This window comes from Pseudoalteromonas sp. 31A1, from assembly GCF_011378815.1.
GTDB classification, from domain to species: Bacteria; Pseudomonadota; Gammaproteobacteria; order Enterobacterales; family Alteromonadaceae; genus Pseudoalteromonas; species Pseudoalteromonas arctica.
Map to the genome: position 1 here is coordinate 16,519 of NZ_WTKY01000027.1, position 22,350 is coordinate 38,868.

Consider the following 22,350-nt stretch of genomic DNA (forward strand, 5'->3'; position numbering starts at 1 on the left):
ATAAATATAGTTAAATATATCTAAATAAAAAACCCCGCCTACTTTGCGGGGTTTTTGTCATTAAACTGACATTTATAATCGTTATGTTATTGCCATAAACTTGAAATATAAATAAGAGATAGCTAAATGAAAAAAGCGTTATTAATAATTGCTACGCTTGTAAGTACAAGTAGCTTTGCCTCGCAATGTGATATTGATGCCAAGCATTTAAAAGCGGATTATAAGATTACTAACAGCCATAAAGCACAACAAAGTAATGAGTCACTTACCCTTTGGCGAAACAATCAGCAAGTAGCGCATCAAAGTGAAGTAATAACCGAGCTTTGGCAGCACTTAGCCAATAACCAAATACGACCAATACGTTACTTTAATGCCCAGCAACGCGGCATTGAATATCAACCATCTGAGGTACGCGGCGTACAAAACTGGAGTGCTAAAAGTCAGCTGGTGGATAACCACTTAATCGAAAAAATGACCCTAGTAAGCACACAAGGCAAAGGCTGCGGTGAAGTAAAAAATTATACGTTGAGCGAAAATGGTAACGACTTTAACCTTGCCTTTTACACGCATTCAAGATTAGTTAAAACATTTAGTATTAGTAATAAAAAAAGCCAAACCAGTACATTGCTAAGCCTTAATAATGTAAACACTGATGTTCCATTAATTGCCGCTCAGTTTGCACAGTGGGATCGCTTTCAAACCACTGACTACGCCGACATTGGCGATAACGAAAACGACCCGTTTTTAGCTAAAATGATAAACCTTGGTTTTATAGAGCACAGCGCAACAGGCTTTTATAATCAGCAGGGCGAAGCTATTGAAGGTGGGCATCACCACTAGGTTTTTAAATGTTGTAGTTCATAGCTGAAAATGGCAGGTGGTTATGAGCTACAAGTAGGTATTCAAAAATAGATTAATTTAAGCCATTCCCACCCAAGTAATACAACAAACGCTTTCCTATTTTTATAAAACATACACGATCAGCCGCATAATATTTATAGTTGGCAATAACTTACACTATTTGATATTAATATAAGTTCACACAATAGGGACGTTTTGACGTGGAAATAGGAAAAAAGTCCTTTGGTAGTATGCCAACTAACATCGTTATCATTGGGGTTACAATGAAGCAAGCTGATCAAATTATAGAGCTATTACAAGACACTTCATTCCCTCAGGTTGTATTGCTCGATGGAGCATGGGGGAGTGGTAAAACACACTTTATTAAGCATTATTTAAGAGCGAAAATTGAACAGCTGTTTGATCAAAAAGTCTATTTTTTCTCTCTTTATGGTATTTCAAGTATCGATGACTTTAGAGATAAAATCATCTCATTATCGCTGACTGAGAAAGAAGAGGCTTCTGTATTCGCAAAGTATTTCTCTAAAGCTCTTGATGGAGCTGCACAGAATATTGGGGAAAGAGGGGTTGGTGCTGTATTAAATGGAGTTGCGGGAGCATATAAATACAAACTATATGGTGAGCTTGATGATTGTATATTGATTTTAGATGATTTGGAGCGTGTTGCTGATGAAAAGCTAATTAAAAATATTTTAGGTGAGAGTTTAAGTTTAGCTGAGTCAAAAAATATAAAAGTAGTTGTTGTTGCAAATGAGGACAAACTTAATTGTAAAAATGATATTGAAAAAGTATTTGCGGATAAATATAAATTTAGCTTTACACATGAGGAGGTGGTTTCAATCCTTAAAGTAGAATATGAAAATCTTGATGATCAATTAGCTAACGAACTTCTTTTAAATATTACCGCAATAAACTCTAAAAACATTAGAGTTCTAAAAAGAGCTTTATCAAAATTTACACGCATTCAAAAAGAAGTATCTAAAATAGAAAATGTTGTCCTTGACCAAGCACTGTCGAGAATTTTAAGTGATATAGTAAGAATATGCTGTGCAAAGTTTGAACATTCCTTCTCTAAAGAAAAAATTATCGATGCAATTGATTCGCGAATTATAAGGCAAATAAAGAAAAGCAATGACGAAGCTGAAATTGAAGGTTATAAAAAATTAGATGCAATATTTGAAGGCGCGATTAATGGATCGAATCAGAAGTTATTAAGTTACTGTTGTGATGGGCTTTATGAATTTTCCAACTTAGAAGTAGAGCTAAATTTACCAATGAGACTGACACTTCTAGATGCCATGCAAACTATATGGGTTCAAAATCAATTATCTGAAAGTGAGTTTAAAGAGGGAGTTTCGTTACTAGAAAAATACATCTCATCTACAGATGATATAGATATTTATAAGTGGTTTAGCTCTTGTGATATATACATGTATATGTAGACTAACAAAGTGATCGAATCGACAACGTATACGAAAGCTACCCTGTTAAGATTATGTGATGATATTGATGTTAATCAATTTAAAATTACAGCAGTAGAGGATGATTTTGATCAAAGAAGCCGTATTAATTTTTACAATGAAGAGGTTGGTAAAAAATTTAACTTGAAGAAAGCAGAGTTAGAAACCTTAAAGGCAAGTAATAAAAACTCGGAATTTTCTCAAAAATTTCAAACATCATGGGCTAGTGTAAAAAATGAAGCTCACCAAAATTTGATGCACACGCCATTTTTTCAAAATCTTAATGTAAATGTTGTCAAAGCAGCTCTTCAGGCTTGGTCTAACGAGGAAGTTTTTCAGTTCGTAAGATTCATCAATGAGAGATACCGCTTTAGTAATATTGACGATTTTTTTAAGCCAGAATTAGAAGCTTTAAAAACAATATCTTCAATGGTGGGCTCTTTATTAAAAGAGATTGGTTTTGGACTAAAAGTAGCTAGTCTAAGTGATCTTCATGAAAGTTTGCTTGAAGCCCACTCTAAAATGGAGCTAAATATTTCTAAAAAAGAGCAAATAGCTGAACAGTGAGCTATTCAATCAGATGAATAATAATCGTCTTTTTTTACTACTAGACTATTTTATTCGTTATTGCCTCTCAACGAGGCAATATCATCGATTACTAATCACCTAAACTACTCCAAATGAGAATCATCAGGCTTTTTAGGCCTATCAGCTAGCTCTGTTAAGCCGTCTTCGCAATCACCGCTGTCGCAGGTATTTAAATCGCTTTGTGCTTGTTTATCTTGTTGTAGTACGTGTTTTAAATCTTCCATGCGTTGGCGCACTGCTACGCCGTAACTGGCATCGTCGCCCCATAACGCAGCAAGTTGTACTACTGCAGCGCGGTCGTGGTCTCTAAATAGCTTACCTGCACGCTCTGCATCTTGTTTAGTGTTACCTAGTAACTCGAGTGCTTCTACAGCAAGGTTAATAGCTGAGTCGACTGTTTCGCGGTTAAACGCATCTACTTTTAAATTAAGTAATTGATACGCATGGCGACGGTCGATTGCGCGGGCAACAATTTTAAGTTGCGGGTAGTTTTTATGGGCGAGCTTAATTATCTCTATGGTTTTATCGGGGTCGTCTATTGCTACTACCAACATTTGTGCGGTGTGCGCGCCTGCGGCTTCAAGGAGTTCTTGGCGTGCGGCATCGCCATAAAATACGGTGTTACCAAAACGGCGCAGTAATTCTATTTGGCTAGGGCTGTGATCAAGTACGGTAATTTCGTAGCCTTGAGCGTGCAGTAAGCGCCCCATAATTTGGCCAAAACGTCCGTAGCCGGCAATAATTACGTGTTTAGCGGTACTTATTTGTTCTGGCTTATCAAACTCAGGCATAGCACTGTTGCTGCGTTTTTGTATTTGCTCATAAACCATAAGTAGTAACGGCGCTATTAGCATTGATACTGCAACAACTAAGGTAACAAGACTGGTTTGCTCGGGCGTTAAAATGCTTAAGGTGGTGGTTACGCTTAAAAGTACAAAGGCAAATTCGCCCCCTTGGGCAAGCGCTAAGGCAAATAATAACTGCTGTTTACTGTTAATTTTAAAGGTAACGGCAAGGGCAAATAAAATGCAGGCTTTAACTACAATGAGTAAAACCACTAAGCCTATAACGGTACTAAACTCGTTAAATAGCAGTTCAAAGTTAATTGATGCGCCAACAGTTATAAAAAACAATCCTAAAAGTAAGCCTTTAAAGGGTTCTATATCGGCTTCTAATTCGTGTCTAAATTCGCTCTCGGCAAGTACAACGCCGGCTAAAAAAGTCCCCAGCGCAGGCGATAAACCAATACTTTGCATAACCAGTGCAATAGCGACCACTAAAAACAGTGCAAAAATAGTAAATATTTCACGCATGTGGGTTTGCGCTATATATCTAAATAACGGTGCCGATACATATTTACCGCCGGCAATAATAGCGGCAATAACCGCGACTGATACACATACTTGTTGCCATACAGGCCAGCTTGCAATAATCGAATCGCTAATGTCTTTTGAGCTAGTTTGCGGGGCAAATGCAAGCAGTGGCAATAGCGCTAAAATAGGAATAATGGCGATGTCTTGAAACAGCAATACAGAAAACGCGTTTTGTCCGGCTTCTTGCTTTAGCCAGCCTTTTTCTTCAAGGCTTTGCAGCACAATAGCGGTAGAGGAGAGCGCCAGCATTAAACCAATGGCGAGTGCGGTTTGCCAATGCATGGCAAAAAACCAATAACAAAATGCAAATATAACAGCTGCCGATAACACAACCTGTAAGCCGCCAAGCCCTAAAATAGAGTGGCGTAATGTCCATAAACGCGAAGGTTGTAGCTCAAGGCCCACTAAAAACAGCATCATTACTACGCCAAATTCAGCGAAGTGCATTACATCGGTTTGATCGCCCACAACACCCAGCGCATAAGGGCCAATGAGTATTCCGGCAATTAAATAACCTAACACAGAGCCAAGTCCGACTCGTTTTGCAATAGGGACAGCTACAATGGCTGCTGCTAAGTAAATTAAAGCTATTTCTAACACGCGTTTATCCTAAGTCATTCTATTTATGCTCAAGGTATTTGAGCATAAATAGAATGACTTAGGTTCTTATAAAATACAATAATTCATGTGGCTGAAAATACGTTATTTTTAGTTAGTCAGCTACTTTTACTGAGCCGCTAATATTATCGATACTTACATCGCCCGAGCCTGATTCAGTAATAGTGAGTCCTTTGGCGTGATTAACACGAATATCACCCGAACCGTCTTCAATAGTAACGCTTGAGCCAATATGCTCAATGATCATGTCGCCAGAATTATCATCTACATTAACTGCACCGCTTATATGGCTTATTACTATATCACCCGAGCCATCTTCAACGCTTAGCGAGCCGCTTATGTTGCTCACGTGCATTTCGCCCGACCCATCTTCAATAATGGCATTACCACTTACGTTGTTTATATGAATGCTACCAGAGCCGTCGGTAAGCTCTAAATTACCCGCGATGTTTTCAAGGTTTACTTCACCTGAGCCATCATCGATTGTTAGGTTTTTAGCACCGTTAATTGTTAAATCACCCGAGCCGTCTTTTACATCAATATTGCTCTGCATAGCACTTATAACCATATCGCCAGAGCCATCATCAATATCTAAATTGAGATTACTTGGCACAGTAACCACTAAATCAATATGTGGAGATTGGCCATTGTAAAAACTAATACCATTACGGCTTTTATTTTGGGCAACAAGCTTTGCCTGTTTACCGTCTTGCTCGAGCGTTAGCTCGTATTCGTCTTCAATGTCGGCTGTGTAAATAGTGGCATTAACACTAATGCTGGTGGCCGTTTTTGAGCCTTTTATTTCAAGGCTACCTGCACCGCTTAATACATTTAAGTATTCTAGATTATTGTTTGGCAGTGAAAGCTGTTTGGTTTGCTTAACTGACGCAACGCTTGGCGATATATGAAATACACAGCCACTTAATAATAAAATACCGCCAATAAGTGAAAGTGGTTTTGTAATGCTAGATACAGTTGATGAGCTCATGTTTAGTCCTTTGGTATTTATTGTTTGTATTTATATAAACAATATAGAGCAAAAATGAGGCCGGAATGTAAGTTGTTGTTTTATATGGGGTGATGGTTTTTTATGAAAGTTGAAATACTAATAAGTGGTTAAAATAACCAACTATTAATGAAAAGGATGCGCGATGCATCCTTTTATAATTGCTCAGCTTTTATTAGGGAACTAATTAAAAGCTATAAGTAATATTACCGTATAAAAAGCGCCCGTCTAATCCGTAAGGGGCATACGGTGTGTACGGGAATATTTGGCCAAAGTCAGAGTAACCAATGTTATCCACGGTTGCTTGTGGGTACTGATCGAATAAGTTGTTTGCACCAACGGCAAATTTCCAATATTCGTCTGGGCGGTATGCCACTTCTAGGTCGGTGATCCATTTAGGGTCTAGGTATTCATCGCGATCGGCTGTTGTTGAAATATCAGCGACTTCACCGTAGCGCGTTGCACGAAGCGTAGTTTGCCATTCGTTAAAGTTCCACACTGCCGATAGGTTCCATTTGCTATCTGGTGTGCCTTCTTCAAAACGACCTACTTCACGACGTGCAAACACTACGTAGTCGTCACCTAGTGAGTTAAGCTGTGCTGGGTTGTCGTTTACGTGCGTTACTTCGGTATCGTTAAAGTTAGCTGCTACGTTTAAACGTAAATCACCTAAGTTGTCTAAATCTAAGTTATAAGTGGCAACTATATCTACACCTTGCGTGCGTGAGTCGATAGCGTTGGTAAAGTAACGTACGCTTTCGGTATTTAGCTCACCGGCATTTTGTAGTATTTCTACTACGGCATCGCCCTCTAAGTTTTCAGACAATACAATACGGTCATCAATATCAATACGGTACGCATCAACAGTTAAGCTAAAGCTACCTTGCGTGTAAATAAAGCCCGCTGTAACGTTTACTGACTCTTCTGCATCTAGCGGCTGAGCACCTAGTGCTTGCGCTGCTGCAGAATCAGTTGGGAATAAACCCACTTCAAATGGTTGGTTGTTTTCAAGTACGGTTGATATTTGGCGGTACGAGCTTTGCGCTAAAGATGGCGCACGGAAACCGGTGCTAATTGCACCGCGCAGTGATAGGTTTTCAGTAATGCTGTAACGCGAGGCAAGTTTAGAAGTAAATGTGTCACCAAAGTCGCTGTAATCTTCATAACGACCCGCTAAAACGACGTTCCAGTTTTCTGTTAAGTAGGTATCAAACTCAACAAATAAAGCGATGTTATGACGGCTTTCGTCAGTCGCACTTTCTGGTCCAAAACCAGCAAGTACTTGCGCGCCACCGGCTGCAATTGGGTTACCATCGCTATCAAGCGCGGTGATGTAAGATGCTTCTTCGCCTTCTTCTATTTTGTAGCTTTCGTGGCGATATTCAGTACCTACGGTAAAAAATACGTCATCAGGTAAGCCTAAATCGAGAGTGGTATTGGCCGTTGCGTTTACTAAAAACTGATCGTAAACCAATGCACCGTTGTCAAATTCGGTTGGGCTGTCGGCACCTAGTGATGTATTAATACTATTTACAACACCGAAACCAAAGTCGTTGCGGCCGTAGTTGGTACTTACATCCCATGTCCAGTCGTTAGTTTCGCCTTGTAAGCCCAATGCAAATGAGTAGTCTTGTACGTCTGTTTCAATTTGCGGTAAAAAGCCATCTGGATACACTTCTAAAACGTTACGGCTGTCTTTTGCTCGGCGGTAAAAACCACCTGAATTACCTTCACGCTTTGAGTAGCTACCAAATGAATAAAGGTTTAAGCCGTTATCTAAATCGTAACCCATGTTGTAAAACAACGCGTAATCTTCAAGGTCTGCTTTACCAAAGCGGTGGTTGTAACGATCGATAGTAAATTCGCGTGGGTCTAGGCTGCCATCATCAAGGCGACTGTATTGTTCGCGAGGGTCAAAACCTGAGCGCTGAGTTGAGTCGTTATCACGGTATTCAATTGATACGTTTACAAAACCGTTATCAGATAACGCAAAACCAGAGTTTGCACTAACAGTGCGTGTTGCACCGTCGTTTACTTCTCTGTCGCCACCGGTATTAAAGGCTAAGTCGCCGTTTGCATCTGCGTAGGTGCTGTCTAGCTGAGATACACCAGCCATTTGAGTATCGTATTTACCGTACGTTACGCTTACGCTACCGCCTTCTGAGGCATCTTTAAGTACAATGTTAATTACCCCAGCAATTGCATCAGAACCGTACTGTGCGGCTGCGCCGTCACGTAGTACTTCAACACGTTTAATTGCAGAGGTTGGGATCATGTTCAAATCAACAGCTGTAGAGCCTCGGCCAACAACGCCCGCTAAGTTTAATAGCGCACCAGCGTGGCGGCGCTTACCGTTTATAAGTACTAGTGTGTGATCGGGTGCTAATCCACGTAAAACAGCTGGTTTTGCATGGTCAGTACCATCACCCATAGTGGCACTTGGGTAGTTAAAGCTAGGTACTTGGTTTGCTAGTATTTGGCTTATTTCTAGCTGACCGGTACTTTGCATATCACCGCTGGTAATAATATCTACAGGTACGGTGCTTTCGGCAATACTGCGTAGGCTTCTGCGAGTACCGGTAACCGAAATTACTTCGATATTTTTTTCTGCTTGATTATCTTGCTCTGCGGCAACGGCCATAGAGTAAGGTGTGCTAAGTGCAGTGGTAACGGCCAAGCTAAGTGCGAGTTTATTTGCAGATAAACGCTTAAAAGTCATTAATTGTTCCCCAAGAGCTGCTAGTCGAAAAGGAGCGCATCATATAGAAGCGACTACCCTAGTGCAAAGATAAAAACTATCTAAGATATTCTAAGTTGTTAACACATAAGATCACTGTTTACGCGCGATATAGGCGTTTGGATCGTTGTAGTTGCAATCTTGTGTCGAATGGTTGCGAATTCAAGGCAATTTTAGATAAAAGTTAGTAAGACGTAAAAAGGCCAAGCAAATGCTTGGCCTTTCAATTTTTTAAATTTAGTGATTTAAATTATTCAGGGGCAACTTCAAGCGTTGTAAATAATGCATAACGTCCTGCATCTACGCCTTCTTCATTTACGGTAACCTTGTTAGAAGTTTCGATTAGGTATAGGCCTGGTTCTTTCCACGTAATTGTAAACATACCTTCTTTATCGGTCGTTACTTTTACTTCGCCACGGTCGTTACGGTAGCGTGTGTCGCCTTTTAAAATACTTACTTCAACGCCTTCACCAGCAGATTTACCATCTTGTAGTAACTGAAAACGTGCTTGTTCACCTACAAATAAATCGTTTGGATGCGTTGGACCGCTAAGCTCTAAGCCTAAACCTAATAGGGCAGGCTTTGAGGTGCCATTTCGGCTTACAAATGTATCTACTGTTGAAACAACCTTCGTTGTAGTTACATCTTTTGCATTGCTAGGTAACTCGGCGTCTGTTTTCTTACCAAATACACGCTTGCGCTTACCTTCTTCGTTTTTATAGAAGGTCATGTACATTGGCTTTTGGGTCATTGCAATGTGATAAGTGCCTTGCTCTGTTAAGCTTACCGCAGCTGAGCTTTTACGTTTTAAGTAATAAGCACGGATGGTTTCAGATACTGGCTCACCATTAGGCGCAAGTGCCATTAATAATGTGTCGTCGTACTCGGCGCCTTTTTCTTTAGGTTTAAAGGCTTTGTCTGGTGCAAAAATTTCGTTTGAAATACTTGCGTCAATCATTACGTAATGCGCTTTATCGCCTGATAAAGATGTATGCGAAGGTAGTAACCAACGTCCGTGTGCACTTGCCGAAGTTGACACTAAAGCAGATAAGCTCAATGCGCCGATTAATGCCGTTTTTAATAAATTAATTTTCATTGTATTTCCTTAAATTTAAATGATTAAGTAGCAGCTACTTAGTGCTTACAGTGACGAAGCTTTTAGAAAACTCGTTTTTACCATCAATTGTAATTTTTCCCGACTTTGTTAAATCAAGCTCAACACGGGTGTAGTCTCTGCCGCCTTCTTCGCGTACAACTTCAATATTTAGTAAGTATTTACCTGGTTTTACTGGGTTACCGTCTAAATCATTACCTTGCCAGTTTATGGTGTAAGTACCCGCGCGCTTGGTTGCGCCGCTAATGCCATCAAAGTTGGCATCGCTTTTACCGGCTTTACGCCACCATTGGCGTAAGTCTTTAAACCATTCTGCTTTTTGTACCCAAAGTGCAAGCGTTGTAACGTGTTTGCGCTCTGGTGTTTCAAGCCAAACTGCAACGTATGGACGGTGATACGGTTGTACTTCTAAGTCGGGAAGCGTTAATTCAACCTCTAGCTGTGGTGTTTGCGCATGCGCCGTTGTTTGAAAAAACGCAGCTACAAGCAGTAATGCGGCGCTTATAAATAATTTAAATTTAACCATTAAGACACTCCTTTTATTTGTGGAACCCAACATAAATAAATAACCAGTGGAGTTGCGACTCCTAGTAAGGTTATCCATATTCCTGCTAAGCGTTTTTTTCTATTTTGAAACAAAATAATCATGCCGGTGATGGCAAATAAAATCATTAGTACGGCAGATATATCAATTACCCAACTCCATACTTCACCGCTGTGGCGGCCTTTATGTAAGTCGCCAATGAGGCTTAAAAAGCCACCTGTTTGGTAATCAAGGTTTAACTCGCCAGTTGTAAAATCAAGCTCTGCGTAGGCAAACCCTGCAGGCAGTGGGTAGTCGAGCATGACAAGCGCGTCTTCTTTTTCCCACTCAATGCTTTTTACTTTTGTAAGTGCATATTGCTCGGCTAAGTAAGCTTCTATTTCTGGGTAAAGCGTTGGCAAGGTATTTAGCTGCTCATTTGCTTTGGTAACTAGCTCTGCAGGAATCGTTGCGGTTACTTGACCGTTATTTTTATCGTTTTTAAGCCAATCGACGTGATTAAGCACAATGCCGCTAACGCAAAATAAAATAAGCAAAAAAAACAAAGCTGTAGAAATATAAATATGTAGAGCACGGCTTGTACTATACAAAGCCCGCTTATTAATAAACGACATAAAAACAGTAAATAAATTAAATTTACAACATGATAATGATTTGCATTAGCTATTACAAATTTACTTACTTATCTTTACATAAAAACTTTAAAACAGAGGTGGTATGCAGGTAAAAAATGAATATTTAATGCTTAGGGGGGCTGGAGGGTCTTAAAATAAGGTAAATCATTACCGATACTTCTATTACTGCAACGAGATAAATAACCCAAATAGGGGCGGCTGAATACAGTAAAAATATAAATCCAATTAACATGCCAATGGCGGCGTAGCATTTGGCTTTAACAGGCACTACTTTATGGGCTTGCCATTGCTGCAGAGTTACACCGTAACGAGGGTGGTTTAACAGCCATTGTTCAAGCGCGGGTGATGAGCGAGTAAAGCAGGTGAGCGCTAAAATAAAAAATATAGTGGTAGGCATGACCGGTAACACAATGCCAATAATGCCCAAGGCTACAAGTATTAAGCCAAGCGCTTTAAACCATAAGTTTTTATAACAAATAAACACTGCTTTTATATTCACTTAGGCTCTTTTTAGGCGTGTTATGGTATCTCTAATTGTAGGCTAAATAGCTATTAATTCGAAGCTTAAAATCAATAAAAAAGGGCAAACTAAGTTTGCCCTTTTAAAAAATAAATGCGGTTAACAGTTTAGAAGTAGTAACCAATATTTATGTTGAAGCGACGTTCTGTATCACCATCACCAATAATTGTTCCGCCAATAAATGGCTGGTTACGTGCTTGAATAAAGTCGAAGTAACTAAAGAAACCACCTGCAGCAACACTCATACCCGTTACGTTCATCCATGTATCTGCGCTATCGTCAGACTTGTCATAAATAATGCCGTAATCGTTGTAAAATTGAATGTCGGTAACTGGGCCCCAATCAAGCGAGTAATTATAAGCAACGTTAAAGTTAGTCATAGTTGCTTCGCTAGATACAGTGTCATAATACGCATACGCACCAACAACAAAGCGGTCGCTGCTGTCGTCTAGATCGTAGTCGTATTCACCGTGTTGAAATTGGATATTCCAGTTGTTAATTGTGCTATCAACATGAAATGCCCATGCGCCGTAGTTACCTGCACGATCGTTACCGTCATGTAAGCCACCACTTAATAATGATACACCCACATCGGTAGTTATATTTTTGCTGTGTTCAATTTGGTATGTTGCACGCCCGGCAAACGTATTGTATTCGCCTATGCGAGAGCCAGGTGCATCGTATGTACCTTCCTCTGCTGAGCGACTACCAATAATGTCGTAAGAGTAACGATGGTTAATATCTGAAGAGCCACCGTCTATACCACCTAGCTCATCATTCTTGAAAAAGCCTAGGTCTAGTTTCCAGTTATCTTTAAGTTTACGTTTTACTACTACACCTAAGTCAAAGTCGTCTTCTAGACCTACGTAATAATTAGTACTGAAAAAGTAGCTGTGTGAGTTGTATGGGCCATTACCAAAAGGCACGGGTGCAATACCTGCTTGTCCTTCCCAGCCATCTGCAAACTCGTAACCTAAGTAAGCATACTTAACAACGGTCATGTAATCGTAAAAACGTATTTCGCCGTTAAGTGAAATATCGTTAATCTCACCAGATACATTTATACGGAAAATATCAAAATCAAAATCGCCACCGCGATCTTGGGTATCTTCATCGTATGTGTTGGTGCTGTAATTAAAGCGTATTGCTCCACCAACTTTAATGCCTTCATCTTTTTTCTCAGGTTCAGCTGCGGCAACTTCAACTACTTTTTGATCAGATTTTTTACTGATGTTTGAAACTTGTTGTTCGTGCTGCTTATTAATTTGCTGTTGTTTTGTTTTTTCATCAGCTAACTTATTTTCAAGCAATTGCATTTGTTGCTTTAGCTGTTTAAGTTGGCTTTGTAGTGTGTCTAGATCATCAGACGCATAAGAAGTGCTTGTAACACCACCTAGGACTAGTGCTAGTGTTAATTTTGAGAGTTTAGTCATAATAGCCGCTCTGCTTGTGATTAAAAAATAAAAAATTCAAGACGTCAAAAAACGCCTTACGTTTAGAGTAAGTACAAAACTATGTATTTTTTTTATTGTTTATTCTTTAGGAGCTTGAGTAAGTGCACCAACTTCTAGAAGGGGCGATGCATCTAATTTATCTGCATCCATCATCGCGGCTACACGCTGCATTGATGAGAGTAAAAGGCTCTGTTCCCACTCAGCAAGCGCAGAAAACTTTTCAATAAAGTGTTCTTGCAATGGCTGAGGTGCTTTATCAAGTAACTCTTTTCCTTTCTCGGTGAGGTATAAGCTCACTCTGCGTTTATCCATTTGACTGCGTACGCGTGTTACTAAGTTTCTGCTTTCTATTCTGTCGAGAATATTGGTGACCGTTGCTGGGCTTAAATTTACATTTTGAGCAATACGGCTCGCCGTTATTCCATCGGTTTTTTTAACTTCTTGCATTATAAGCAATTGTGGGCCAGTTAAACCCGAAGTTTTATTTAGCTGCTTAGAATGTAAGTCAATCGCGCGGATCACTTTACGTAAAGAAACCAATAACTCGTCATATTTTTGCATTTGCTTATCTCATCGATGGGGCGGTAGTTTGCCGTAATCGCGAAATGTTACACATCAAATAAATTGAATTCAAACAATATATTGCACATTAGGCCGCTTTTGTTGGTTTTTAATAGTTAGAGCAGTAACTAATGTAAAATTATATTGTTTAAATTATAGTAAATTTTCTTAGCATCTTGTGTGCATTAAGTTGCGCACAGTACGTATGTTGTGAATAATTGGCAAGTCTTATTGTATAGACTTTAGTATTATTCATTTACAGCTGTTAGTACAAAGTAATTGTTTGTGAGTTTACTGTATATGTATTAATCGGCAATGAACAAATTCAGCAATCAATATTTAATATCAATAGCGTATACTTTAAGCATGCATTATTGTTTCTGCACAAATATTAAAAATCTTTAGTATCAGTATTATAGGGGAAGGTATGAAATTATCGCCATCAGTTAGCATTGAGCAAAGCGAAACCGGTCTTGAGTTTATTAAAGTAGCTAGTGCAAAGTGCGATGCAAAAATATTCTTGCAAGGTGGGCAAATTACCCAATTTACCCCTAAAAATAATGAGCCGCTTATTTGGGTATCGCAAGAAGAAACTTATCAAGAAGGGGCAAGTATTCGAGGTGGTATTCCTGTTTGTTGGCCGTGGTTTGGTACACACGCTAATGATGGCTGGCCTGCTCATGGTTTTGCGCGCACAAGCGTGTGGCAAGCCGATGAAGTACACGAATCTGATGAGCAAATTACGGTTAGTTTAAAGTTACCTATGAAGCTAGTTAATACAACGTATTGGCCGCATCAGTCAGCATTAAAAGTGGAGTTTATATTAAGTGATAAGTTACAGGTTCGCTTAACTACGACTAACTTAGGAAATACGCCATTTAGCTTTACTCAAGCGCTGCATACCTATTTTCCTACATCAGACATTACAAATACCCATGTTGATGGTTTGCAAGGCGCGCAATATATTGAGTTTAGTGAAGGGCCATTTGTGCAAAATGACGTTGTAAGTTTTGAGCGCGAAACCGACATGATTTATACACAAGCAAGTGCAGTACAAACTATTAATACGCCAGAAGGTGTTATTAATGTGATCCGTGAAAATTCAAACTCGTGTGTACTGTGGAATCCATGGATAGAAAAATCCAAACGCTTATCTAACTTTGCTGATGATGAGTATAAAACAATGCTCTGCCTAGAGGCTGCTAATGTACTGACAGATAAAGTAACGCTTGAGCCAAAGCAAAGTCATACATTAGTAACCACCATTAGTTGGTAAGCTAGCCATAATTAAAAGCAGGAATAGGGACAAATAGTGTTTAACAATCAACAAATAATGGATTTACCAAAGCATAGTGATATTAGCTTTAAGCCATTGGCTGATAAAGCCTTATTACATACTCAGCTTAACTGGCTTACATTTTATATTCCGTTAATTGGGGTACTTATTGCGGTTTGTTATTTTAACGAAGCTTTTGCAGAGAGAGCGCAAACTTACTTGCTAATTGGTATGCCCGTTTTAGTAGCTGTATCCATGTTGTACAACATGGTTAGCATAAGGCTGCAAGGTTTTGCGGTACGAAACCACGATATTGCTTTTAAAAAAGGCGTTATTTGGCAACAAGTAACGGTATTGCCTTTAGCGCGAGTACAACATATGGAAATACATCAGGGGCCAATAGAGCGAAAGCTTAGCCTTGCGAGCATCAAATTATTTAGCGCAGGCGGCGTAAGTGCCGATTTACAAATTAGTGGGTTAACCCATGATGATTGTAAAAATATGCGCCAATTTGTACAGAACTACCGTCAAGACGATACGGCTCCTCAGGCGGTTTTAGTTGATGAGTAATAGTATTATTGAAGAGCAAACTAGCTCAAGTGATTGGCAAAAAGTATCGTCTTGGGCGCTTTTATATTTTGTTGTGCACTTTAGTGTGCGCTTTGTAAAAGATGGCCTTTTAAACTTACTGCCTATGTTTGTAGTATTTGTTACTCAAGTAGAAAATAAATTATTTTGGGCGCAAGTTGCAGGTGGTATTGCGCTGATTTCGTTGCTTGTTTACTCATTTTTATATTATTTAAATTTTAAGTTTTGTATTAGTAGCGATAACGAAATATTGCTTAACAAAGGCGTATTTAAAAAAGAGCGACTTACGCTTAAATTTGGCCGCGTACAAAATGTTAATATTGCCGAGCCATTTTATTTTACCCCCGTAAACTTAGTTAATTGTATTTTTGATGCTGCAGGCAGTGTGTCGCAAGAAGTTGTTTTACCCGGCGTCACTAAAGACTACGCGCAGCAAATACGTAAACAAATATTTGCTTTTAAAGCGCAGCAACAAGAAGAAATACAAAGCACTGAGCAAAGCGAAGTAGATACTATTGAAAATAGCCTAAGCATTAGCAATAAAGAAATAGCCAAATTTGGTTTAATGTCGAATATGGCTATTTTAGCAATCGCTGCTTTGGCCCCTTTTATAAACCTGATTGTTGATTTTTTAGAGAAGCAAATTATTGCTAAAGTAGAAGGCTTTTACCAACAAGAGCTTGGTATGCTGGCAAGTGCTGCTACCTTTGCGATGATCACCTTAATTGTTTTATTAATTTTGGCTGCCGTAATGTTATCTATGACTATGTCGCTTATTCGTTTTTATAATTTTGAGCTTTACTTTAAAGGTCAAAAATTTAAACGTATTGCAGGCTTGTTAGAGCGCCATCAGCTTTCGATGAGCATGGATAAAGTGCAATCTATTGTTATAAAGCAAAACTTAATGGGCCGATTACTAAAGCGATTTACTGTGGAGTGTTTGCAAGCAAGTAGCGGTGGTTTAGTTGCAGGTGTTGCGGCTAAACAAAATAAACAAACCTTAGTGTTACCTGTATTAAATAGCGAACAAGTTGATAGCGTATGCCAATGGATTTACCCGTGGTTTAACAGTAAAAAACTCGCTTTTAAGCGCGCAGAGCGAGCGCTTTTGTATAAAAATTTAGGCTTTTATTCATTGTTACCCAGTGCGCTAGTGTTTGGCTTTTGTTTTATTGCCGATATTAACACTTTGATTAGCCTTGGTGTTTTGGTGGTGTTTTCTGGCTTGGTAACCTTATCGTATCAGCGTTATGGTTATTACATGCATGAGGATAATGGTCGATTTTACATGGTTGTACGCAAAGGGTTGATTGGCGTTCATTACCGTGTTTTTGAGCTTTATAAAGCGCAAAGTGCACGCAGTATAAGTACGTACTTAATGCGCAAATCAGGCTTAAAAAGCTTATACATACAACTTGCTTCAGGCTTTGCATTTATGCCCTACATAAAGCAGCAAGACGCTGACTTTATTATCGATTTTACAATTAAGCAGATTGAGTCAGATACTCGCAGCTGGATGTAATACCTCTTCATTAAAAAAATAAGGCATGTGTAAATACACATTTGCACATGCTTTATTACACTTTCTTACTGCCCCTGAAAGACATTTAATAATACCCTAGATGGTATTAAGGAATTCTTTTAGGGACACTCATGAAAAAAACACTTATCGCATCGGCTTTATTACTAGCAGCACCAAGCTTTGCAGCCGATTGGCAAACTATTCATACCGAACATTTTAATATTCACTACAGTGTTGAGCATGCTGATTTTGCTAAATCAACTGCAACAGAGCTTGAAATAGTACGCACCAAAGTGCTTGAGCAGCAAAACCGAGCACTTGATAAAACAGTTGATGTAGTGGTGTTTGATCCCCTAAATGCAGCAAACGGCTTTGCGCTACCTACCTCAAGTAACCCTGTAATGGCACTTTTTACAACCCCACCACAATCCGACACAGTTATATCAAACAGCGCTGGCTGGCAGCAGTTGCTTGTGTTGCATGAATATATTCACTTAGTGCACTTAGCACAGCCTACACGCAATCACTGGCAGCAGAAAGTACGTGGTATATGGGATTTATACGACTTAACCTACAGTGATACGCCGCGCTGGGTAGCCGAAGGTTATGCCACATTGATTGAGTCTAAAATGACGGGTCGTGGACGTTTGTTTGATAACTACTCAGAGTCAATACTGCGAGAATTTGCTCAACAGGGCGCACTGCCAACCTATGGGCAGTTAAATGGCGAGCAGGGCTTTATGGGCGGCTCAATGGCGTATTTAATGGGTAGTCGCTTTTTAAATTGGTTAGAGAAAAACTATTCAGAGCAAACACTCGATAGTGTTTGGACGCGAATGCAAGGCGTAAAAACGCGTGATTTTGATGAGGCATTTAGCGGTGTGTTTGGGCAAAGTGCAGCCAAGCTATATCGCCGATTTATAGCTGAATATACCTATAAAGCAATGCAAATAGAGCAAGGGGAGCCGTTACTTAATAGTGAACTTTGGCTTGAGCTTAACTTATATGCAAGTAACCCAGTACTTTCAAAAGATGGTAGTAAAATTGCGATTGTTGAGCGAGATAAAGAGAGTAATACCAAGCTTATAATTTATAGCACTGATGACAACATTAAAGCGCAAGAAGAGTTTACTAAAGCGCAAAAAGAGCTACTCGAAAACGATGCACAAGATATTCCCGATACAGCGCCCAGTGTGTTTAAGCGCGAACAAAAGCAAGTGCTTAATCAAATAAACCGAGCCGGTATTGCAAATCCTCAATGGGTAAATAGCACAACTTTATATTTCAATGCGTACAGCAATGAAGAGTCGGATATTTATAACAAAGTGTCTGACATATTTAGCTATAACACTGACACTGGAAATATTACACAACTTACCGAACTTGCTGGTATACGACGATTTAGCGTAACCAGTAACGGCGAAACCTTGTATGGCGAGCAAATAAGAGATGGCTACTCTGAATTAGTAAAGGTTGATCTCAATACGCAAACCATCACACCATTATTTACAAAAAGCCTTGAGACAACTTACGATTACCCAATACTCAGTCCTGATGAAACTAAATTAGCTTATTTATCAACGTCATTAAATGAAAATTGGCAATTGTATATACAAGGTATAAACGGCGAACAACAGCTGTCAGTACCTATGCCAAACGGGTATCAATATTTAAGTCAGCCAAGCTTTAGCCATAATGGCGAGTCACTTTATTTTGTTGCAGGTTTAAATAGCGCCACCGATATTTATAACTACAACATAGAGAGTAAAGCACTCACCAAGTTAACCCAAGGGCAAGAGGCCGTTGCCCACCCAATTGAAATGGCTGATGGCTCGTTACTCTATTTTTCGATAACTGCAGATGGGCCAAATGTAAAAACACTGCCAAAAGCTATAAAAAGCACTGTAGTTACTGAGTTTGCAGCTAACAAAAAAGCACCGCTGCTAATAGTAAACGAACATACACTTCCAAAAGCTAAAATATATACGCACGAAACTACAGAGCAAACAAATTACAACGTGCTCGACCAGCACGCTACTTTCGCGATTGGCTCTCAATATTATTCGGCTTCTACCAGTTTGTTAGATTTAAGCATTAAAAGTAGCGACTTATTAAAGCAGCTCGACTTACAAGCGGGTTATAGCACTGATTTACACGATGGGGCATTGCACGGTGGTTATGTGCAGGCAAAATATAATGCGCTTGATGTAAAACTGAAACTTGCACTGTTTGACTACAATTTAGATACATCGCGCCAGTCTCAGCAAAGTCTAAGTGCAGACATGGATGCCCGTGGTGGTTTTGCCGCAATAAGTTACCCCGTTAAATTTGGGCAGTTAAGTTTAATGCCAGAGCTTGCCTACAATTACACTGATTATAAGCAAAGCCATAAAAGTTGGACGCGTTTAGGTATTGCTCAAAATTGGCAATATGATCGTCAAGACTTTGCTATAGGCCAAAGTATTTATGCGAGTTGGTACGATGGCAGTAGCAAAAGTAATAATTGGCAAGGTTATGATTTAGCCGCCAAAATTTTTGGTAAAGCGTTTGGTATTCCTCTTTATGCAAACTTTGATCAAAAGCAACGCGACGACAGCAGCCTTGCATTAGGTGGCTTTAGCTCAAATCTTATTAATCAGCAGCAAAATAGTGAATATGTACTTTCATCTGAGCTGCCTTTTTACAGTGCAACTGCAAAGCGCTATCAAGGCTACGGTGGCGGCTTTAGCTTTAAAGAAGGCATGCCGTGGCTTTATTATAAGCAACATCAACTCGACGACACCGTATATGCACAAAGTTACGGCTTAAAGTACCAAGGTGACTTTAGTTTTGGAATGGGGCCAGCAGGTGTAAACGATTTAACGTTTAATATGGGACTGTCGCGAGTAGAAGGCGACAGTTTTGAAGATGAAATGCGTGCTTGGCTGAGCTTTTATTATTCACTTTAGCGTTTAAAGTTAACCACGGTTTGGCTAAGTTATTTGTCCATTTGTAACGACAGTAACTTAGCTTGATATACATCGAGTTTTTGATTATCACGTTCTAGTTCAATTGCTTTCTCAAGTAAGGTTTGTGTTTGTTTAATATTACCTTGTTGATAGCGAACTTTTGCGAGTTCCAAGTATAACTCAGCAATGTAAGGCGCTTTAGTAATAGCTTGCTCAAGGTGTGCTTTAGCCTGATGAGCGTGGCCAGCTTGTAAGTCGTTTTTAGCGATTACTAGTAATTCGTATGGGTCTTTTTCTTTATTAACTAATTGTGAGGTGAGCTCCTTAACAAGCTCTTTGTCGCCTAATTTTTTAGCTAAAAGCTGATAGTTGCTGATTAAATTAATGCTTATTTCATTATTACTAAGTGCTGTTTGATAGATGTTTTTAGCGCTTTGTAAATCACCAGCCCGACGATGCAAAATGCCCGCTATATTAAATAATTCAGGATCATTGGGAGTGTATTTGTTTGCTTGTAGAATAAGTGAGTAAGCAATATCCAGCTGTTTGTCTGCTAGCGCTGTTGCAGCTAAATTACTGTAAAACTTAGAAACTAAATCGTTATAGTCTGCGCTGCTTGAATAAAAACTGCGACGAGTAGGGAAGTAATCAATTAAGGTGCCCGCTCTGAAAAACTCAATTATATTATCATCTTTTTTCTCTACTTTTGGAGCATATACTTTTGTTCTAAAGTGATTAGCGACATAAACAACATTATTTTCTTTTGCGTATATGGGCTTACTTGTAACTTCTTGAAAGCTTGTTTCTAACCCAAGAGCTTGTGCGTAGCTTTGCGTTAAAATGGCTAAACTAATGCAATTACCTTGCGAACGCTTTAGGGTTTGAGCTGAAGTAAGTGTATCGCCATGGTATTTAAAGTTAGCTATCTGGCTTTCGAGGTAGTTGTAAATTATGCGGTCATCACGGATTTGGGATAGCTTTTGGTTTTCGGCGTAAGCTAAAAACATTTCTTTTTCAGCATCCGGTAACTCAAAAATACTGTGCTCGGAAGGTGTGTCGAGTTTATTAAACAAAGAATGGTTTAATAGTTGTTCAAGCCCTACTTGTTGTTCTACTTGCTGAACCTTGGTTGTGTTACATCCAACTAAAAATAAAAAGGTAATACTAATAACTATTTTGATACACTCCTTTGTTAATTTTTACATTACAATGTGGTGGGTTTTTAATCAATGTTATAGATTTTTTTTCTAAAAATTTTATAAATGGACTAATGCTAAATTTACGATGTATAAAATTTTGGCTTAAATACTAATGTGACCATAGTTTTATAATGAAACACTAATAAACTATGCCCTCAGCCCTAATACAGAGCTGTAGGCAAAATAACGGTAGTAGCTTTGGGTATGCGCTAAGTAGAGTTTTATTATTCACTTTAAATGACTGTTAAGTAAATGTTATATTCTGAGCTGTTTTAATAAAATAAGTATTTTGACAATGTCATTTAAGCATCAGAAAGTTCCCAAGAGCGTTGTACTTCCAAGCGTCCCCTCCGACGCACCTGGTTTAAGGTATGAAAAGCCAGAACTAGGTAGTAACTATTGGGTTGTTGATGAGTTTTTTAAACATGAAGAAGCAATGGCTATTCGTTCTTCATGTTTAAAAAAAGAGGTTTGGAAGTACGGTAAGCCGTATACCAAAGAACTTTGGCCTGGAATGCGCACTCCTAATGCTCTAAATAGTAAACAGCTTAAAAAAATAGAAAAATATGTTAAGTCAGTTATCAAAAAAAATAAATTATGGGTTGCTGATTCCAATAAGGTTGTAGTTGATACCAATACTGCAATTTTAGTGGGGGCTGAAGAAGGGGCTTCTAGGCCTCATGTAGATAATCGTTATTTATGTAGATACGCTGCTGTTTTGTATTTAAATCCTGATCCAATTACCTCTGCCGGTACCTCTTTTTATCGTTTAAAGTATGCAAATGAAGCGGCAGGAGGAAATATTGTCGATCCTCCTTATGCTAATCTTGTTGATGCACTTAATGTAAGTAGCCTTCCATATAGCGCATGGTATAAAGACATAGATATTGAGAATCGCTTTAATCGTTTAATTATATTTAAAGGTAGTATTGTTCACAGTGCATCTGAGTATTTTGGAGATGATTTAAATACTAAAAGGCTGGCGATAACATTTTTTTGGATGTGCGAAGATTAATTAATAATTCTTTTTAGGCAGAAAAATCTTGTCGATAGTAAGGCAAAAATTTCGTTATTTAGTTGTTCTAAATGAGACGTTTTTAATGCAACTAGCGTTAGGTTTACTCCCTCAAAATGACTAAGTATTATTGCGCACTCTCTTCTATAAATAATATGTAGAGTGCTGTTTTTATAATTTATAAATAGCTTATTATTAAATGAATCATAAGCTATTATTTTTAAACGCTAGGGCATGTTGAACTTTGTGGATTGAAATTTGTTCAATCTAGGGGCGATTAAATCGCGGCGCGAGGTTTGTAACCTAGTGGGCTAAGTAAAAACCGAGCAAA

At 38.9% G+C, this 22,350-nt stretch carries 18 protein-coding genes; 8 read left to right on the plus strand and 10 right to left on the minus strand.

Annotated elements, in window-relative coordinates; translation table 11 throughout:
* The first annotated feature begins 126 nt into the window (after positions 1-126).
* From GQR52_RS18310 to GQR52_RS20425, 3 genes are all read left to right on the plus strand, one after another.
* Positions 127-840, plus strand: coding sequence for a hypothetical protein (locus tag GQR52_RS18310; protein ID WP_165729364.1), 714 nt, complete (start codon positions 127-129; stop codon positions 838-840).
* A 221-nt stretch (positions 841-1,061) separates the two neighbouring features.
* Positions 1,062-2,303 carry a P-loop NTPase fold protein gene (locus GQR52_RS20420; protein ID WP_206017550.1) on the plus strand — a complete coding sequence of 414 codons (1,242 nt, stop codon included), beginning with the start codon at positions 1,062-1,064 and terminating at the stop codon, positions 2,301-2,303.
* A gap of 9 nt (positions 2,304-2,312) precedes the next feature.
* On the plus strand, positions 2,313-2,888 hold the full coding sequence (locus tag GQR52_RS20425; RefSeq protein ID WP_206017552.1) for a hypothetical protein: 576 nt from the start codon (positions 2,313-2,315) through the stop codon (positions 2,886-2,888).
* A 104-nt stretch (positions 2,889-2,992) separates the two neighbouring features.
* Here the strand turns inward: GQR52_RS20425 and GQR52_RS18320 are convergent, their stop codons facing one another.
* The 9 genes from GQR52_RS18320 to GQR52_RS18360 form a co-directional block, all read right to left on the minus strand.
* Entirely contained in the window at positions 2,993-4,882 is a 1,890-nt protein-coding gene (locus GQR52_RS18320) for a monovalent cation:proton antiporter-2 (CPA2) family protein (protein WP_165729365.1), read from the minus strand.
* Between the two features lie 112 nt (positions 4,883-4,994).
* Positions 4,995-5,888 carry a DUF4097 domain-containing protein gene (locus tag GQR52_RS18325; protein ID WP_165729366.1) on the minus strand — a complete coding sequence of 298 codons (894 nt, stop codon included), beginning with the start codon at positions 5,886-5,888 and terminating at the stop codon, positions 4,995-4,997.
* 205 nt (positions 5,889-6,093) lie between these two features.
* A complete protein-coding gene (locus GQR52_RS18330) occupies positions 6,094-8,625 on the minus strand; it encodes a TonB-dependent receptor (protein ID WP_165729367.1) in 2,532 nt (843 codons plus the stop codon).
* A 268-nt stretch (positions 8,626-8,893) separates the two neighbouring features.
* Entirely contained in the window at positions 8,894-9,739 is an 846-nt protein-coding gene (locus GQR52_RS18335; protein WP_165729368.1) for a DUF4198 domain-containing protein, read from the minus strand.
* Positions 9,740-9,773: 34 nt separating this feature from the next.
* Positions 9,774-10,283 carry a DUF2271 domain-containing protein gene (locus tag GQR52_RS18340; RefSeq protein WP_024607260.1) on the minus strand — a complete coding sequence of 170 codons (510 nt, stop codon included), beginning with the start codon at positions 10,281-10,283 and terminating at the stop codon, positions 9,774-9,776.
* Positions 10,283-10,915, minus strand: a complete 633-nt coding sequence (locus GQR52_RS18345; protein ID WP_165729369.1) for a PepSY-associated TM helix domain-containing protein — start codon at positions 10,913-10,915, stop codon at positions 10,283-10,285. The genes GQR52_RS18340 and GQR52_RS18345 overlap by 1 nt, the downstream gene beginning before the upstream one ends.
* Before the next feature lie 124 nt (positions 10,916-11,039).
* Positions 11,040-11,435 carry a YbaN family protein gene (locus GQR52_RS18350; RefSeq protein WP_007580453.1) on the minus strand — a complete coding sequence of 132 codons (396 nt, stop codon included), beginning with the start codon at positions 11,433-11,435 and terminating at the stop codon, positions 11,040-11,042.
* 128 nt (positions 11,436-11,563) lie between these two features.
* Positions 11,564-12,889, minus strand: a complete 1,326-nt coding sequence (locus tag GQR52_RS18355) for a carbohydrate porin (RefSeq protein ID WP_165729370.1) — start codon at positions 12,887-12,889, stop codon at positions 11,564-11,566.
* Between the two features lie 99 nt (positions 12,890-12,988).
* A complete protein-coding gene (locus GQR52_RS18360) occupies positions 12,989-13,471 on the minus strand; it encodes a MarR family transcriptional regulator (protein WP_010554531.1) in 483 nt (160 codons plus the stop codon).
* A gap of 427 nt (positions 13,472-13,898) precedes the next feature.
* On the opposite strand from GQR52_RS18360, the gene GQR52_RS18365 reads away from it, so the two are divergent.
* From GQR52_RS18365 to GQR52_RS18380, 4 genes are all read left to right on the plus strand, one after another.
* On the plus strand, positions 13,899-14,747 hold the full coding sequence (locus GQR52_RS18365) for a D-hexose-6-phosphate mutarotase (RefSeq protein WP_165729371.1): 849 nt from the start codon (positions 13,899-13,901) through the stop codon (positions 14,745-14,747).
* 36 nt (positions 14,748-14,783) lie between these two features.
* Positions 14,784-15,317 (plus strand): PH domain-containing protein, encoded by a 534-nt coding sequence (locus tag GQR52_RS18370; RefSeq protein ID WP_165729372.1) that lies wholly within the window; start codon positions 14,784-14,786, stop codon positions 15,315-15,317.
* A complete protein-coding gene (locus GQR52_RS18375) occupies positions 15,310-16,857 on the plus strand; it encodes a PH domain-containing protein (protein ID WP_165729373.1) in 1,548 nt (515 codons plus the stop codon). Before GQR52_RS18370 ends, GQR52_RS18375 begins: the two co-directional genes overlap by 8 nt.
* Positions 16,858-16,988: 131 nt before the next feature.
* Entirely contained in the window at positions 16,989-19,805 is a 2,817-nt protein-coding gene (locus GQR52_RS18380) for a PD40 domain-containing protein (protein ID WP_165729374.1), read from the plus strand.
* A 29-nt stretch (positions 19,806-19,834) separates the two neighbouring features.
* On the opposite strand, the gene GQR52_RS18385 is transcribed toward GQR52_RS18380, so the two are convergent.
* A complete protein-coding gene (locus GQR52_RS18385) occupies positions 19,835-20,986 on the minus strand; it encodes a tetratricopeptide repeat protein (RefSeq protein ID WP_165729377.1) in 1,152 nt (383 codons plus the stop codon).
* 313 nt (positions 20,987-21,299) lie between these two features.
* Between GQR52_RS18385 and GQR52_RS18390 the strand changes: the two genes are divergently transcribed.
* Positions 21,300-22,019, plus strand: coding sequence for a DUF6445 family protein (locus GQR52_RS18390; protein WP_007580474.1), 720 nt, complete (start codon positions 21,300-21,302; stop codon positions 22,017-22,019).
* Positions 22,020-22,350: the final 331 nt, after the last annotated feature.